Source organism: Bacteroides sp. OM05-10AA (genome assembly GCF_003439055.1).
GTDB lineage: Bacteria > Bacteroidota > Bacteroidia > Bacteroidales > Bacteroidaceae > Bacteroides > Bacteroides intestinigallinarum.
In genome coordinates this window covers 124,708-141,433 of sequence record NZ_QSUR01000001.1, presented here as the reverse complement: position 1 = coordinate 141,433, position 16,726 = coordinate 124,708, and the positions used below count along the sequence as shown (strand labels likewise).

The 16,726-nt window shown below is 38.8% G+C and carries 11 protein-coding genes and 1 tRNA gene; 6 read left to right on the top strand and 6 right to left on the bottom strand.

Annotated elements, in window-relative coordinates; translation table 11 throughout:
* Positions 1 to 11: 11 nt before the first annotated feature.
* A complete protein-coding gene (locus DXB58_RS00520; protein ID WP_117934428.1) occupies positions 12 to 3,338 on the bottom strand; it encodes a TonB-dependent receptor in 3,327 nt (1,108 codons plus the stop codon).
* Between the two features lie 933 nt (positions 3,339 to 4,271).
* Positions 4,272 to 5,690, bottom strand: coding sequence for an ATP-dependent RecD-like DNA helicase (locus tag DXB58_RS00515; RefSeq protein WP_117934430.1), 1,419 nt, complete (start codon positions 5,688 to 5,690; stop codon positions 4,272 to 4,274).
* 95 nt (positions 5,691 to 5,785) lie between these two features.
* On the opposite strand from DXB58_RS00515, the gene DXB58_RS00510 reads away from it, so the two are divergent.
* From DXB58_RS00510 to DXB58_RS00500, 3 genes are read left to right on the top strand one after another with little or no spacing between them, the layout of a single operon-like run.
* On the top strand, positions 5,786 to 6,472 hold the full coding sequence (locus DXB58_RS00510; protein ID WP_117934432.1) for a hypothetical protein: 687 nt from the start codon (positions 5,786 to 5,788) through the stop codon (positions 6,470 to 6,472).
* Positions 6,472 to 7,242, top strand: a complete 771-nt coding sequence (locus DXB58_RS00505) for a DUF3822 family protein (protein ID WP_117934434.1) — start codon at positions 6,472 to 6,474, stop codon at positions 7,240 to 7,242. The genes DXB58_RS00510 and DXB58_RS00505 overlap by 1 nt, the downstream gene beginning before the upstream one ends.
* The gene (locus DXB58_RS00500) at positions 7,233 to 7,766 is read left to right on the top strand and encodes an RsmD family RNA methyltransferase (protein ID WP_117934436.1); all 534 of its coding nucleotides are present in this window, start codon (positions 7,233 to 7,235) and stop codon (positions 7,764 to 7,766) included. Before DXB58_RS00505 ends, DXB58_RS00500 begins: the two co-directional genes overlap by 10 nt.
* 24 nt (positions 7,767 to 7,790) lie before the next feature.
* Here DXB58_RS00500 and cls read toward each other — a convergent pair whose 3' ends face one another.
* The 3 genes from cls to DXB58_RS00485 all read right to left on the bottom strand — a co-directional run bounded on the left by cls (position 7,791) and on the right by DXB58_RS00485 (position 12,776).
* On the bottom strand, positions 7,791 to 9,230 hold the full coding sequence (gene cls / locus DXB58_RS00495; RefSeq protein WP_117934437.1) for a cardiolipin synthase: 1,440 nt from the start codon (positions 9,228 to 9,230) through the stop codon (positions 7,791 to 7,793).
* 130 nt (positions 9,231 to 9,360) lie between these two features.
* Positions 9,361 to 12,288 (bottom strand): TonB-dependent receptor, encoded by a 2,928-nt coding sequence (locus tag DXB58_RS00490; protein ID WP_122135568.1) that lies wholly within the window; start codon positions 12,286 to 12,288, stop codon positions 9,361 to 9,363.
* 83 nt (positions 12,289 to 12,371) lie between these two features.
* Positions 12,372 to 12,776 carry a hypothetical protein gene (locus DXB58_RS00485; RefSeq protein ID WP_117934441.1) on the bottom strand — a complete coding sequence of 135 codons (405 nt, stop codon included), beginning with the start codon at positions 12,774 to 12,776 and terminating at the stop codon, positions 12,372 to 12,374.
* Positions 12,777 to 12,856: 80 nt separating this feature from the next.
* Here DXB58_RS00485 and aroB point away from each other — a divergent pair, with 80 nt between their 5' ends.
* Entirely contained in the window at positions 12,857 to 13,918 is a 1,062-nt protein-coding gene (gene aroB / locus DXB58_RS00480) for a 3-dehydroquinate synthase (RefSeq protein WP_122135567.1), read from the top strand.
* 109 nt (positions 13,919 to 14,027) lie between these two features.
* Here aroB and DXB58_RS00475 read toward each other — a convergent pair whose 3' ends face one another.
* The gene (locus DXB58_RS00475; protein ID WP_199487910.1) at positions 14,028 to 14,897 is read right to left on the bottom strand and encodes an AraC family transcriptional regulator; all 870 of its coding nucleotides are present in this window, start codon (positions 14,895 to 14,897) and stop codon (positions 14,028 to 14,030) included.
* Between the two features lie 474 nt (positions 14,898 to 15,371).
* Between DXB58_RS00475 and DXB58_RS00470 the strand changes: the two genes are divergently transcribed.
* Positions 15,372 to 15,446 (top strand) — tRNA-Pro (locus DXB58_RS00470).
* Between the two features lie 57 nt (positions 15,447 to 15,503).
* On the top strand, positions 15,504 to 16,724 hold the full coding sequence (locus DXB58_RS00465) for an S-adenosylmethionine:tRNA ribosyltransferase-isomerase (protein WP_122135566.1): 1,221 nt from the start codon (positions 15,504 to 15,506) through the stop codon (positions 16,722 to 16,724).
* Positions 16,725 to 16,726: the final 2 nt, after the last annotated feature.

Genomic DNA, 16,726 nt, shown 5'->3' with positions numbered 1-16,726 from the left:
CTTTTCAGTTTTTAGAATTTAAGTTTCAAATTGAATCCTACGCTACGAAGGCTAGGCATCATAAAGTAATCAATTCCTTGATAATAATTACCTGTAGTTGCCACTGACTCCGGATCGAAAGGAGCCTTACAGTAAATCATCCATAAATTACGTCCTACTAATGAAAGAGTTATATCCATTATGTTTTTCAGTTTTTTTCTTGGAATGGTATAACTTACTGAAGCTTCTTGCAGACGCAAGTTAGTGGCGCTATACGTATAGTATTGAGGAATACCACTGTCAGCACCGACTACTGAATACCATTTTTGTGCATCAATTCTATCATTACCATTTATCACAACCCCACCATTGTCGCGGGCTGCCGCTGTTACTTCAGACACACCATAGGAATCAAGTACGGCTTGGGTTGCAGAATATACAACACCTCCCAAACGGGCTGTTAACAAGAAGCCAAGCCCCCAGTTGCCATATTGGAAATCATTACGCCATGCCATATTAGCTTTTGGGAAGACAGAACCTAGATAAATGTCATCAACCTTATCGTTTACTGTCACATTTCCATCTTCATTTACATAAATCTTATTATTCGAATCGCGGAGTAAGTCGGACTGTGAATAAAGATCACCCAAAGAACCACCTACTTTTAAAATAAACCGGGCCTTTGATAAACCACCTACATCCATTCGGTCTTTTGTAATCTCTTCACCTGTCACAGGATTTATATACCCGTCAATCAAGCTTAATATTTTGTTTTTATTGGCGCTGAATGTGTAATTCGAACTCCATGTAAATTTATTCCATGTATTTTTGTAACCCAAAGAGAGTTCTACACCACGGTTGCGTACATTACCAGTCTGTGCATAAAAAGTGCTGTATCCTCCTGTTGGAGAAAGTTTGGCATCCATAGTCTGGTTATAAGTCTTGGTATTGTAGAATGAAACATCCAAATTGAAATTTTTCAGAAAGCGTGCAGTAAGACCAACTTCCCAAGAATCTGTTCTTTCCGGTTTCAAATCATATAATGGATATGCAGATTGAGAAGAATATGCTCCGGTAGAAGTATTCCAAGAGAAAGTCGGATATGCTAAGAAACGCCCGAAGGGTAGACCAACAGATGCCCATGAAGCACGTAATTTCAAGTAAGAAATACTTTCAGGTAACTTAAACAACTCTGACAGAACAATAGAAGTACCTACTGACGGGTAGAAAAAAGATGCTTGTTTTGAGTTCGGGCCCGCCAGTTGGCTCGGCCAATCATTACGTCCGGTAAGAGTTAAATAATAGGTACTCTTATAGCCAACTTCCGCTGATGCAAATATAGATTGAGTCTGTTCACGATAACCGGTTTCCTCACGTTTACCTGTATCCTTATCCAATTGGGCAACAGTGAAAAAGTTAGGAAGACCGTTTGCGGCAATCGGTCCACTGACACCAAGAGCTTCAGAACGATTATCGGAATAGGAAGCACCAATATTGGCAGTCAGGCTCCAATCCTCTCCAAATGTCTTGTTAATATTCAGCAACAAATCCGCGTATGTTTGTTTGTCACGCGTATTTGTTACTCCATAAAAACCATTTTTACCTTCAGCTATGGTTTCAATAGTAGAAGCATAGTATTTTTGTGTATATGTGTTATAGGAATTATCCAAACGTACACGCCCGGCTACATTCAACCAACTTAAGATATCATAACTCAAAGCTGCACTCAACATATAACGGTCTTTGTCATTTTCGCGCAAGTTACGGTAGTTGATCCAGTAAGGATTTTGTAAACGAAAAGAACCACCACCTTGCGGCCAGTATTGAGTATACATGTTACGTTCTAAATCATAACGTTCATACATCTTATAATCTTCCCAGTCGTTACCACGTGGAAATAAATAAGCAGAAGCCAATGGATTGGCATAGATACCTTGGTTTACCATATTACGGTCTTTCTGCATAATATATTGAGCCCCCACATCCAACTTCATTTTATCATCTAGGAAAAGAGTTGTATTACGGAATGTAAAGTTATAGCGTTCATACTTATTATTGGGAATAATTCCACGTGAATTAACCGCAGCAGCAGACAAATAAGTCTGATTGTGTTCAGTTCCGGTAGAAAGTGTTACAGACTCTGTTCCGATAAGTCCTGTTTGGAAATAATCACTTGCAGGATCGTATCCATAGTAATTGGCATCGTTCAGTCTCTTTCCCCAACTGGCATCTGTGCCGGATGTGCCATAACGATTTTGGAATTCCGGCATAACAAACTGGGATAACATTTCTGTATTACTGGATACTGTCAGAGATACACGTCCAACTTTTCCTTTCTTTGTAGTAATTACAATAGCACCATTGGCAGCATTGCTACCATACAATGCGGCAGCAGCAGCTCCGGACAAGACCGACATTGATTCAATATCTTCCGGATTAATATCTGCTATAGCTTCTGTGGAACCTTGTGATTGAAATTCTTCAGAACCACCTGAAGCACTTAAATTATACATTGGAATACCGTCAATTACATAAAGTGCATTGGAAGATTGTTCAATACCTCTTGATCCACGCATAACAACCTTACTTGCACCACCAATACCGGAAGAAGAAGAGTTGATGTTCAAACCTGCGACCTTTCCATTTAGAGAGTTGATAAAGTTTGCATCTTTTACAGCCAAAGCCGATTCGGCATCTACTTGTGTTACATTGTAACTCAAAGCTTTCTCTGAACGTTTGATACCTAGTGCTGTAACTACAACCTCATCAATCACTTGTGTATCGTCCATCAACGTAATATTGATAGAGGTCTGCCCTTTTAAAGGCACCTCCTGTGTCTTATAGCCAATATAAGAATAAACAATAATAGGATTATTACTTTTTGTGATTATTTTATAATTACCATCTAAATCCGTAATAGCTCCATCTGTTGTTCCCTTTACTAAGATACTAACACCAATTAGAGGTTCACCCTTAGAATCCAATACTTGTCCGGTTATAGTACGTTCTTTTCCACTTTGCTGTTGTACTGGATTAGAATCCCCCTTTTCAGATAAATAAATAATATTCTCTTCTATTTTATAAGAGACTGCTTTATCTTTAAGGAGTGTACTTAATACTTGCTCCAAAGAAGCGTCCTTCACTTTAAGAGGCTCAACCGTAATGGTTGAAAGTTTGTCATTATAAAAAAACTGATACTTTGATTGTGATTGAATTTGCTTGATTACAGTGCCCAAAGTTGTACGGGGAGTTGATAAGGTCAACTGCGCCATAGCCCATTGTACAGGAACTGCCAAAAACAAAAAGACTAATAAAGCCCGAAATAACTTCGAGTTTCGAAGCGAATGTTTGCTTTCCATACATTTTATTTAATGGTTATACATTTTATTAAACTCTCAAGAATGGTGTCGACTTCCCCTCCTCTGTTAATAAAACAATGCTAAAATAATAAACACTTAGTCCGATTTATCTTTTTTTTAAAAAAAATCTTTTCCAAGAGAAAATAATTTGCGGGGTATGCGTGCCAATGCTTACGGTTCACACATGATTTTTACTATGGCCTCCAACTGAAGCAATTTTGAAACAGTGCAATTACCGACTATGCAAAGAATAGCTCGCTCTTTCTAGGATGAAGAACTAGTATTCGACAGTATCAAATCTCTCAAAGACTGAAAATAATAAACTTATTAAAATGAAACTGAAGATATGAAAACGATAAATAAGTTATTAATGGTTATGCCTATCCTTCTCCTTGCAGGGTTGATGTAATGATGACAAACAGGAGGGAATTACAACAGAACCAATTTCTAAATTAGAAATAAAACAGGAAAATATAAAAGTAAAGATTGGTAGCGAGAATAAGGCGACTATCAGTATTACACAAGGAGGTGGTGAGTACAACGTATCTTCACTAAATCTGTATATTGCCCAAACTACAATAGAAAACAGTGGAACCCAAATAGAAGGTTTTCAAAATGTTGGAACAATAATTATAATATGAAACAAAGACGGAAGATTCCGTAAACTGTCTGTTAGTGTTTTTATGCTACCGACATATTGGAACTAGACAAAGAAAGCATCGAATTTATTACCAGACTTGAATATTCGAACGAAGCAACAATCAATGTTACAAATGGAAATGGAGAATTATTCTATAACATCTAATAATAAAGTTGCAATATCTCAATATAAAAAGTAAGTTTGTAATAAGAAGGTCTATAAATAAATCCTCCATGATGTGTATATGAAAAATGAAGGACTTTTAAAAAAGTTTTGAGATAAAAACATCTTAATCACTCCACCTGTTCTTTCGGATAATTCACCAAATACAATGTTTTCGTCGCACGAGTAAACGCTGTATACAACCATCGGAAATAATCCGGAGTCAAATACTCATCCGTCATATACCCCTGATCTAAAAACACATTCTGCCACTGCCCGCCTTGCGCTTTATGACAAGTTATTGCGTATGCATATTTCACTTGCAATGCATTATAATGCGGATCGGCTTTCATCTTTTTCATCCGATCTCTTTTAATTGGAATATCTATATAGTCCTCAAGTACTGTATAAAATAATCGGTCATTATCTTCTTTTGGCAATGCAGGTGAATCTGAATGTAGAGTATCTAATAATAGATTTGCATCTAATTCAAAATCATTCTGGTCAGGAAAACGGAGAGTGACTTCCGCAAAACGAAAGCCATATATGTCACGAGTTCGACGAACACGCCGGACAACTGCAATTTCGCCATTCGCTATAAAATCCATCTCCTTATATTTCTCTGTCCAATAGTAATTATTTTTGGCTATCATCAACATATCTCCTGTATTCAATTCATCTTCACGCCAAAGAATTTGAGCACGTATTCCATTGTTATATAGGTTTGCACGTTTATTGGAACGACAGACAACAATCGTCTCATCCATACCATCATGATCGTAACAATTAGTCAGTTCCTCTATCAGTTCAGTTCCCGGTACCAGTTTAATATCAGGAAAGCCTGCTATTTTTATCTTAGGCAAAGAATAACAATCATCCTCTGCTATCAATTGCCTCAACTGTGTGGCATTCCATAATATTCCGGATTCCTGCACCTGACGGACTACTTGAGTAAGATCAATCTCACGTACTTCAAGTCCATATCCCTTCAATGCATCGGAAAAAAGTGCCGGGCTTAACTCCTCTCCTACTGGAGGAAGCTGCGCGGTATCACCCATTAACAAGAGACGACACCCCTGTCCCGAATAAACAAATTGTACCAAATCGTCCAATAGACGACCTGTTCCAAACACACTCCCCGACAGTCCTTCGTTTGAAATCATGGAAGCCTCATCAACGATGAATAAAGTGTTTGTAGCCAGATTGTCATTAATTGAAAAATTACTAAGCTCATTCGAAAAAGACTGTTGCCTATATATTTTTTTATGAATAGTGAAAGCCGGATGTCCTGCATACACTGAAAAAACCTTTGCCGCACGTCCTGTAGGAGCCAACAATACAGATTTCTGCTGCAACTGATCCATGGTTTTCACCAATGCCCCTACCAATGACGTTTTACCGGTACCGGCATAACCTCTTAAGATAAAGACTTCATCCGCCAGTGTGGACAGCAGAAACTCTGAAAGAGATTTTACAGCAATTTCCTGCTCTAAAGTTGGCTGATAAGGAAAATTTTCCTTAATTTGCCTTTCTAAATAGTTATTTATCATTTTTGTACGAGAAAAAAGTTCGAGGAACTATCGTATTTAAATTTATTTATTCTATTTTTGCGATGCGAATATAACAACTAAAAACATAATTTATCATGAAAACAGTATTTAATATTGTATTGGTGCTTTGTGCTGCTGCACTGATTTACATCTGCTACACCAGCATTATGGGTCCTATCAATTTTGAAAACGCTAAAAAAGACAGAGAAAAAGCAGTCATTGCCCGTTTGATCGACATCCGTAAGGCACAGCAGGAATACCGTACGCTGCACCGCGGAATGTATACAGACAAATTTGACACATTGATCGACTTCGTTAAAAATCAAAAATTGCCGTTCGTTATGAAGATGGGAATGTTGACCGACAAACAATTGGAAGACGGACTGACTGAAAAGAAAGCTATGGCTATCATCGAAAAAGCAAAGAAGACAGGCAAATATGATGAAGTTAAGAAATGGGGACTTGAAAACTTCAAACGTGACACTATGTGGGTAGCTGTTATGGATACTATTTTCCCGAAAGGATTCAACCCGGATTCTATGAGATACATCCCTTACGGAGGCGGTGCTCAATTCGAAATGAATGTAAGAAACGATACTGCTAAATCCGGTGCTCCTGTATACTTATTCGAAGTAAAGGCTCCGTATGAAACTTATTTGGACGGACTTGACAAGCAAGAAATTATTAATTTAAAAGATGTTCAGAGCAAATTGGGTAGATACTGCGGTTTGATGGTAGGTTCTATCGATACTCCGAACAATGGTGCTGGTAACTGGGAATAATGATTGATTTTACTAAATCAAAACAATATACTTTATCCATCCGTCTTAGTACGGATGGATTTTCTTTTTCTATCTATAACCCGATTCATGACGATTCGCTTTCAATCATAGAGAAAGAGATAGATGCATCTCTATCCCTAACAGCAAATCTAAAGGCAGTCTTCCACGAATCAGACTTCCTCAATCATCCTTACAAACGGGTAAACATTATGATGGCAAGCAAACGTTTTACAATCGTGCCATTAGACTTGTTTGAAGAGGAACAGGCGGAACTTCTATTTTATCACAATCATCAGAAAAGAGAAAACGAAACGGTACTCTACAATATTCTAAGAAAGAATAATGTAGCTGTCATTTTCTGTATAGACAAAAGTGCACAGATCTTTTTGAATGAACAATATCCCGAAGCTCGCTTTTATTCTCAATCTACTCCGTTTATCGATTATTTTTCTGTAAAAAGCAGATTAGGAAACAGTAAGAAGATGTATGCTTCTGTACGCAAAGACGGTATTGATATCTATTGCTTTGAACGAGGTCATCTACTTCTGGCCAATTCTTTTGAATGCACGCATACAGAAGACCGTATTTACTATTTATTGTACGCTTGGAAGCAACTGGAATTTGATCAGGAACGAGATGAGCTACATCTAACAGGAACACTTTCCGAGAAAGAAATTTTAATGAGCGAACTGAAAAAGTTTATCTTACAGGTATTCATCATGAATCCTGCAACTAATATTGACATGCAAGCCTTATTAACATGCGAGTAATCAGCGGTATTTACAAACGAAGAAGATTCGACGTGCCCCGAACATTTAAAGCACGTCCTACAACAGATTTCGCCAAAGAAAATCTGTTCAATGTACTCAATAACTACATCGATTTTGAAGAAGGAGTCACGGCTCTTGACTTGTTTGCCGGAACCGGAAGTATTAGTATCGAACTGGTATCCCGCGGATGTGATCGGGTTATTAGCGTTGAGAAAGAGCCTGCGCATCACTCGTTCATCTGCAAAATCATGAAAGAGGTGCAAACAGATAAGTGTCTACCAATACGCGGAGATGTATTTAAATTTATCAAGAATGGCCGCGAACAGTTCGACTTCATCTTTGCCGATCCTCCTTATGCATTAAAAGAATTGGAAACAATACCCGAATTAATCTTCCAGAACAATCTTCTCAAAGAGGGAGGATTATTGGTACTGGAGCACGGAAAAGATAATAACTTCGAGGAAAATCCACATTTCATAGAGAGAAGAGTGTATGGAAGTGTAAACTTCTCACTGTTCAGATAAGTTCTCCAATCAATCTCATCACTATTAAAGTAGCGGAGCCAATAAACGCACGATAGACTCCGCAGCTTTTTGTCTCCACGAACGTCTAACCCAATTCTTTAAAAAGATTTGTGTACTTTCTCGCTGGTCCTGAAGAAATATTTCTTTCATTTCAAGAGCTGTTTCTACGTCATACATAAAAGCATTCACTTCAAAGTTATGCTCAAAGCTACGAAAGTCGACATTGGTAGATCCTACTGTGGAAAGCATATCATCTGAAACCATAAGTTTAGAATGCAGAAAGCCCTTTTTATAAAAATAAACTTTAACACCTGCCTGCATCACATCGGCCAAATAAGAACGTGATCCAAGATGAGTAATCCAATTATCAGCACGTTCCGGCAGCATTAAGCGCACATCTACCCCAGACAATGCAGCTGTTTGCATAGCAGCTAATATTTGCTCTGTAGGCAAGAAATAAGGGGTTTGCATATAGAAATATTTCTTTGCACTGGTAATGGCAACCGTCAAGCCCTGCATGATTTCTTTCCATGGTCCGATAGGTTCACTCGTGACAATTTGCGCTAAAGAGTTTCCACAAGAATCAATCTTTGGAAAATAACGGGAAGCAGTTATCAGGGTGCGGTCTACAAAATACCAATCGAGCAGGAAAGCCGTTTGCAAACCGTGCACAGCCTTACCTTCCAGCATGATATGCGTATCACGCCAAATTCCCCAGGAGAAACCACGCATATAGCGTTCTGCCAGATTCATTCCCCCAACGAACCCCACACGCCCGTCAATGACAACAATCTTTCTATGGTTCCGGTAATTCACTCTACTGGTAAATAAGGGAAAACGTACCTTTAAAAAGCTTCTGACCTCAATGCCGGCATTACGCATTTCTTCGAAAAAGCGGTTAGGCACATGCCAGCAACCTACATCATCATAGATCACCCGCACTTCAACTCCTTGAGAAGCCTTTTCGATCAGTACGTCTCTGACCAGACGCCCAATAGCATCATCCTCAAAGATATAATATTCCATGTGGATATGCTGCTTCGCTTTTTGTAGCTCACGCAATAATGATTGGAGTTTGGTATATCCTTCCGTATAGATTGCCACACGATTTCCCTCAAATGGAAATGCCTGATTCGTTTGCTGGAAAAGCTGAATAAGACGGGAATATTCATAGGGAACATCTGAACAATCCTGCGCCAGATATTCGGCCATTGGTTTCTTTAATAGGCGGTCATAGCTTTTTTGTCCGATAATGCGCTCACGACGCTGGCTCCGACCAAAGAAAAAATAAAAGACGAGCCCGACAATAGGTAAGAAAAGTAATATGAGTATCCATGCCATAGTTTTAACCGGATTCCGGTTGTCAAGAATGATTATGACAATCGTACCGATAATGGCTCCAAAATAAAGAATATCAAAAGCTACTGTTGCTATCTGGCTAAGCACATAGTTCCAATCAATCATAGGAATCTCCTTTCATACAGATACTGAACAACAAATATAGAGTAAATTATCGGATTAACAAAGAAGTCCCGGTGACAACATTGAATGTTGTGCCGGGACTTTATTTTCCATTTAAATCTGTTATCTTGATTTAGAAGTGTGGTCTGCCGCCACCATAGCCTCCACCACGCGGACCACGTGGGCCACCACCATCAAAACCACCATGACGCATATTGCCACGAGCTTCTTTATTTCCAAAAATATTCAGGCGATAAGAGAAGCGAAGCATACAATAACTGTTAATTCCATTATACTCGGAAACAGAGCGCATATCGGCAGTCAACGAACGGCTGATATTGGATTGCTGCCGCAAAATATCATATACTTCAAAACTGATGGTTGCAGCATTGCCTTTCAGGAAGTTCTGGGCAATCTGCGCATTCCAGATAAGTTCATTCTTATTCATACTGGCATCACGATAACCACGGCGTGCGTTATTAGTTATATTGGTTGACAACGTCATACTCCAAGGTAAAGAGATATTAGTGCTTGCACCATAACCAAATGTATAAGGTTCCTGGTTATTTTCCGGACGCAGTTTGTTTCGTTCAAAGTTATAGTTGATTGAACCATTCAAGGTAAATTCAAACCAGTCGTTACGGAAAGTTCCATTTAGATTCTCTCCTAAAGTCAATGTTGTACTGGTGTTCTTGTCATTTATCTTGGTATCGTCATTGAAAAGGTAAGAAACCGCATTGGTATAGTTGGCGCGAGAGAAAGAGTTTATAGTGAAACGCTTATCTTTCAATGCCGTATTGAATCCAAACATCCCCATCGCATTCCAGTTTCCGTTGATATTCTCCGGTTTAACTGTTACTCCACCAGTACTCTGATTGTAAGTAGTGGCATTAGTAATGTTGTTTTGAGTCATATTCAAGTTTGCATGAGCCATTATGCCACGCTGTTTATCTGCATTATAGGTATTGTAGAATAAACGCATAGAATGAGAGAAAGAAGGCTTCAATCCCGGATTACCCTTACGAATGTTCAACGGATTAGAATCATCGGTTACATCCAGCAAATTTTCCATACTCGGCTGACTTGCACGTCCCCGATAAGTAAAACGTAACTGGCTAACTTTAGAGAACCTGTAACGAAAATCAACATTAGGAGCAAAATTGAACACATTTCTTTTTACTACAGTATCTACTTCAGCTTTCTTATAATCTAATCTAGTATTCTGCGGTTGCAGAGACACTCCAAAGTTCAATCGATATTTCTCGCGGATAATATTCAACCCTGCATTAATATCATGGTTATAGTATTTATATTGAGCATATTTACTCAAATCTCTATCCTTATTCTCTTCATACCCTTCAGGTAGACCATCACCAAAATTCCAGAACCAATCCTGTCCTTTATCTGCATCAGGAATCAAACTGTATGTACTTCTATCGCTTTCACTATATTTATATTGAAATTTATAGCGGAACTGTAAGAAAGTGGCTCTCGCAATCGGTTCGCTATAAGTCAGTTCGGCAATATAATCATAACTCTTGGTTGGAGAAGTAGTATACTGTTTACGTTCATCATCCGCTTTATTTGCTGCCTTATCAAAATAACGCGTTAATGATTCACTAAACTGTTCACTGTCATTATCTCCATAACTAAATGTACCACGGAAGGTAATGTTTCGTCCCTGATTATTCAATCTCCGGTTCACTTGCAAAGAAGCGTTTGCAGAAAGATCCTGACCTTCAGATTTTGACTCACTATTACTGGCATTGACACGAATAGCTTCCAATGGATCATCTGCGCTTCCCCACAGAACCTTGTTTAGAAAATCATTAGGATTGGATACCAAATTAAATGGATCTCCATTAAAAGTACCCGATTCGGAAATGGAATAGCTATTAGATTTTCCATAAGAAACGTTCGGACGGAAAATAATATTAGTCAATGTATCCGGTTTCCATTCCAAACGGAAGTCGGCATTGAAGTTTGTATTCTTATTACGGCCTTTACTGTTTGAGTTGGAGTACGAATTTCCATTTTGTAGGAAACGTTCCGAATAGTTTGTAGATATTGCATCCCGATCACTGAAATTATAACGGGCACTACCTCCCAGTTCCAGTTTATCAGTTTGAGTAGCAAAGTTAGCTCCAAGCATCTTGGTAGCAGTTAAACCATTGCTATTCCGGAAACGAGGGCCACCACCTCCACCAGAGAATCCCTGATCGTTCACATTATTGGCCGAACCGATTAAGGAGAATTGACTATTATCGACAAAACGGTTCAACATCAAGTTACTTCCGTAACGGTCTTCTGTACCGCCGGCAACACTTGCGTTACCAAACCAGCCTTGATTCATTCCTTTCTTCACTTTCAGGTCGAGAACAGTTTCTTCTTCCCCATCATCTATTCCGGTGACACGTGCCAAGTCCGATTTTTTATCGTACGTTTTCAGTTTATCGATCATGTTGACCGGCAAGTTCTTCAATCCGGTTTTCACATCACCCCCAAAGAACTCTTTACCATCTACCATAATCTTCTTTACTTCTTTACCATTGATTTTGACATTACCGTCATCATCAATCTCTGCTCCCGGAAGTTTCTTTACCAACTCTTCGAGCATCGCTCCTTCCGGAGTACGATAAGCAGCCGAATTATATTCCAGAGTATCTTCTTTTACGGTCACCTGCGGAGCTTCGGCAGTAATCACAGCTTCTTTCAGCATAACAGCATCCGGATCTAATGCAATGGTTCCCATCTTTTTATCGGTGGCATTAGCAGATAATTGTATTGGTACGAGTTTGGTACGAAACCCGATATAGGAAACTTTCAATACATATTTCCCGGCTTTTACTTTGGGGAGAGTGAACCATCCCTGGTTACTACTGGCTATACCAGCGGCATAAGCACTATCGGGCAATGATAACAATTGAACTGTAGCCTGCGCTGCAGGCTCTTTTGTGTCGGCTTCCACCACACGTCCCAAAACGGTAATTACCTTATTCTGTGCAAAAATTGAGAAGGTGCATAACAACATCAACACCAACCCTGCTGAAAATCTTTTCATTTACCTTATTTACGATTATATTAGTAGCAATAACAATGTCTTTTTGACAAATCGAATCGCAAAAGGTTTAATTGAAAAGAAAATTATCTTTTAAAGAATCGATCAACAAGCGCTTTTTTAAGACCAAATTCCAAACAAAGCACATTAAAAACCAAAAAGGTCAGGAAAGAGGAAGTATCAACATTAATCACATCTCCTTGCATTACACGCCACAACATGCCACCAAAGACGAACAAAAATGTTAAAAATATAGCATTACGAACAGCTGAATTACGAATCTGCTCCGTTTCACGGCTCTCATTTTTACTGAATGCAAAGATTATCAACAAGCATCCTGCCATCATCAGCAACTTTGTACATTCTTTATAAAATAACAAGTTAGTATCGGTTACCGCTCCCTGCATCACCAGAATAAAAGGGATGAACAGAGCTACCAACAAGACCACATATCCTAAAGGACGACAATATACAGGTAATAATGCTTTCATGATTGAATGTTTTAATGAGACAAAAGTAAGTAAAAAAAGATATTTTATATACATTTGCAGAGTAAAAAAGCAAAAGAATCATGAGTAAACAAGAAGTTATTCTCTGCGAAAGCTTGGAAACGAGCCTCGGTCGTGCCATTGAGTTATGCCCGCATGACAAATTATTCGTCCTCACAGACGAGCATACCCAGCGTCTTTGCCTTCCTTCCTTAAAGGCATCAGGTCTACTGAAAGATGCTGTAGAAATCTGTATCGGAGCCGAAGACGTACATAAAACTCTGGAAACGCTTGCCTCCGTCTGGATGGCATTAAGTACTCAAGGAGCTACCCGCCACTCTTTGCTTATCAATCTTGGAGGAGGGATGGTGACGGATCTCGGAGGTTTTGCCGCAGCTACATTCAAACGTGGTATCTCCTATATCAATATACCGACCACTCTACTGGCTATGGTAGATGCATCAGTGGGTGGTAAAACAGGAATCAACTTCAACGGACTGAAAAATGAAATCGGTGCCTTTGCTCCGGCAAACAACGTACTGATTGAAACGGAATTCCTGCGTACACTGGATGCACACAATTTTTTCTCCGGATATGCTGAAATGCTGAAGCATGGTTTGATTAGCAATACGGCACATTGGGTGGAATTACTCAATTTCAATACTTCTAATATTGACTATACAGCTCTCAAACAATTAGTAGGCCAATCGGTACAAGTGAAAGAAGATATCGTAGAACAGGATCCCTTTGAGCATGGAATCCGCAAGGCATTAAACCTGGGACACACTGTGGGACATGCATTCGAAAGTATGGCACTAGCAGAGGACCGCCCTGTATTGCATGGATATGCAGTAGCTTGGGGAATCGTATGCGAACTGTATCTTTCTCATCTCAAAGTAGATTTCCCGAAAGAGAAAATGAGACAAACGATCCAATTTATCAAGGACAATTATGGCGTATTTACTTTCGATTGTAAAAAATACGACCAATTATATGCATTCATGACGCATGACAAAAAGAATACTTCAGGCACAATCAATTTCACTCTACTGCAGGATATTGGAGATATTTGCATCAACCAAACTGCCGATAAGGAGACTATTTTCGAGATGCTAGACTTCTATCGCGAATGTATGGGAATTTAATCCGACACCGGACAGATTACATAATAATAAAAGGGAATGAAGTAAACTTCATTCCCTTTCTCTTCCCAATCCCTATAAATAATTGGCAATTGTTGCACAATTGCCCGCGCTATTGTTCTAAGTTACTCATTCGATACTGTGAAAGCGACATACCTGTATGCTTTCTAAAAAAACGTCCAAGCGACGATTGATTCGCAAAATTCGTTTTAATAGCTATTTCCTGAATATTCAAGCTTGTATTTTTCAATAAAGCCTTGATCTCTAATATGATGTATTCAACAATCCAGTCTTTGGCAGATTTCCCGCTTGTTTCCTTGATTACCATAGTCAGGTATTTGGAAGTAATACACAGTTTATCTGCATAAAAAGCTACATCTTTATTCTCCTTAAAATGCTTCATAATAAGCCCAAAGAATTTATTTGCCAATTCTTCTTTACGGGTATCCCTACGGACAGTCATCAAAGTCGATTCCTTCTGATAAGCATTGAACAGTTCCAGATAAAGATACCTCAACAAATGAATAATCAGCTCCCGCCTATACATATCTTGAGAAGTAACCTTATCTTTTATCATACCCAGATAATTATATATCCGGGGAACATCGCGTTCCGACTGCGGATACCAATAATGGGTCCGCATATAGAAAAAGAAATGCGGAGAAAATCTGGGCACACCACTTAACGCGTCACTAAACAGTGAAGTAGATATAACCATCGTAACGGTCGAGAAATCTTCACTTGGCTCACTAAATGAGATAAATTGTCCGGGTAGTAATATAATCAATTCCTCCGGCTGTATCCAGTGTACATCTTCATGCACTGTAATTTTAGCCCTTCCACTTAAACAATATATAATCAACGCTAATTGATTATTAGAAGGATAAGAAGTCAGAGGAAGATACTTCAGATTTTGATAAAATTTAAAATCGTCACCCAAGACGTATATCTCTAATGTCTCTCTATTTTTAATGTCTAACATTTAACACCTTTCTAAACTAAGTCTTTTTACAAATGTATAACTTCCTAATTTACCACACACCAAAATTGGAAATATAGTATCATACTAAGGAAGTCAAACACCTTTTATTTGCATTAATTTATAAACAAACTTACTGATTGTTAGTTCATTTGTCATTTCTCTATTTAGTTTTATTATATACCGGCCTACTTTTTATAGTGTTTTTAGGATAAGAAAAGAATTAGTGCGTTCAAACGACAAATAAGCAGATTGTTTTCTAATTCAAGCAAAATTATTAATATCTACTTCTAATATCACACAAAAAGTTATCAAAAGATGATCCAATAATCGACAAACCTATTGAAAAAAGGATTTGTACAACCCAAAGAAAGGCTAATAATCAGAATCATAGCCATAAATCAACATAAATCATATAGAAAATTCAGCGGATTATTTGCTAATTAAAAATTAATCAGTACTTTTGCATCCGCAATTCGGGGTGTAGCTCAGCCCGGTTAGAGTACGCGTCTGGGGGGCGTGTGGTCGCTGGTTCGAATCCAGTCACCCCGACTGGTGAAAGAGGTTAGAAGCCGAATGGGTTCTAACCTCTTTTTATTTTAAAAGACAATGAAAGAAGATCCTAGACATATACATATCAGTGAATACAGTTATCCTCTTCCGGATGAACGTATTGCAAAATTCCCGTTGCCTACCCGCGACCAGTCCAAACTCTTAATATACCGTCGTGGAGAGGTGAGCGAAGATATCTTCACTTCTTTGCCGGAGTATCTCCCACAAGGTAGTCTAATGATATTCAATAATACGAAAGTCATTCAAGCACGTCTTCATTTCCGGAAAGAAACAGGGGCACTGATTGAAGTATTCTGCCTTGAACCGATTCAGCCGAATGATTATGCATTGAACTTCCAACAGACAGAACATGCCGCTTGGCTTTGTATGATCGGCAACCTGAAAAAATGGAAAGACGGAGAGTTAAAGCGGGAAATGACCGTCAAAGGATTTCCAATCACATTGACTGCCGTCAGAGGAGAATGTAAAGGAACCAGTCATTGGGTAGATTTCTCATGGGATAATCCGGGAGTGACATTTGCCGATATTCTTGAAGTATTCGGAGAACTTCCTATTCCTCCTTACTTAAACCGGGATACGGAAGAAAGTGATAAGGAAACTTATCAGACCGTTTACTCTAAGATTAAAGGTTCGGTAGCTGCACCTACTGCCGGTTTACATTTCACTCCGCGAGTATTAGATGCACTGCAGGAAAAAGGTATCGATCTTGAAGAGTTAACATTACATGTAGGAGCCGGAACATTCAAACCTGTAAAAAGTGAAGAGATCGAAGGTCATGAGATGCACACCGAATATATATCGGTCAACCGGAGCACGATTAAGAAACTAATCGATCATGATGGCTGTGCCATTGCTGTAGGAACCACCTCTGTACGCACTCTCGAAAGCTTGTATCACATTGGAGTTATTTTAGCAGATCATCCGGATGCTACGGAAGAAGAACTGCACGTCAAACAGTGGCAACCCTATGAGAAATACGATCAGATCCCTCCGGTAGTTGCTCTCCAAAAGATATTGGGTTATCTCGATAGAAATGGGCTCGAAGCTCTCCATACCAGCACACAAATTATCATAGCTCCCGGATATCAGTACAAGATAGTAAAAGCGATGGTTACTAACTTTCATCAGCCACAAAGTACCCTATTATTATTGGTTTCAGCTTTTGTTAAAGGAAACTGGCGTGCGATTTATGATTATGCTTTAGCACATGATTTCCGATTCTTAAGTTATGGAGATTCTTCCTTATTAATGCCATAAAT

What these genes read in the sequence shown, in the direction of transcription:
- DXB58_RS00520 (WP_117934428.1), bottom strand. Translation starts at nt 3,338, where the DNA reads ATGGAAAGCAAACATTCGCTTCGAAACTCGAAGTTATTTCGGGCTTTA.
- DXB58_RS00515 (WP_117934430.1), bottom strand. Translation starts at nt 5,690, where the DNA reads ATGATAAATAACTATTTAGAAAGGCAAATTAAGGAAAATTTTCCTTAT.
- DXB58_RS00510 (WP_117934432.1), top strand. Translation starts at nt 5,786, where the DNA reads ATGAAAACAGTATTTAATATTGTATTGGTGCTTTGTGCTGCTGCACTG.
- DXB58_RS00505 (WP_117934434.1), top strand. Translation starts at nt 6,472, where the DNA reads ATGATTGATTTTACTAAATCAAAACAATATACTTTATCCATCCGTCTT.
- DXB58_RS00500 (WP_117934436.1), top strand. Translation starts at nt 7,233, where the DNA reads ATGCGAGTAATCAGCGGTATTTACAAACGAAGAAGATTCGACGTGCCC.
- cls (WP_117934437.1), bottom strand. Translation starts at nt 9,230, where the DNA reads ATGATTGATTGGAACTATGTGCTTAGCCAGATAGCAACAGTAGCTTTT.
- DXB58_RS00490 (WP_122135568.1), bottom strand. Translation starts at nt 12,288, where the DNA reads ATGAAAAGATTTTCAGCAGGGTTGGTGTTGATGTTGTTATGCACCTTC.
- DXB58_RS00485 (WP_117934441.1), bottom strand. Translation starts at nt 12,776, where the DNA reads ATGAAAGCATTATTACCTGTATATTGTCGTCCTTTAGGATATGTGGTC.
- aroB (WP_122135567.1), top strand. Translation starts at nt 12,857, where the DNA reads ATGAGTAAACAAGAAGTTATTCTCTGCGAAAGCTTGGAAACGAGCCTC.
- DXB58_RS00475 (WP_199487910.1), bottom strand. Translation starts at nt 14,897, where the DNA reads ATGTTAGACATTAAAAATAGAGAGACATTAGAGATATACGTCTTGGGT.
- DXB58_RS00465 (WP_122135566.1), top strand. Translation starts at nt 15,504, where the DNA reads ATGAAAGAAGATCCTAGACATATACATATCAGTGAATACAGTTATCCT.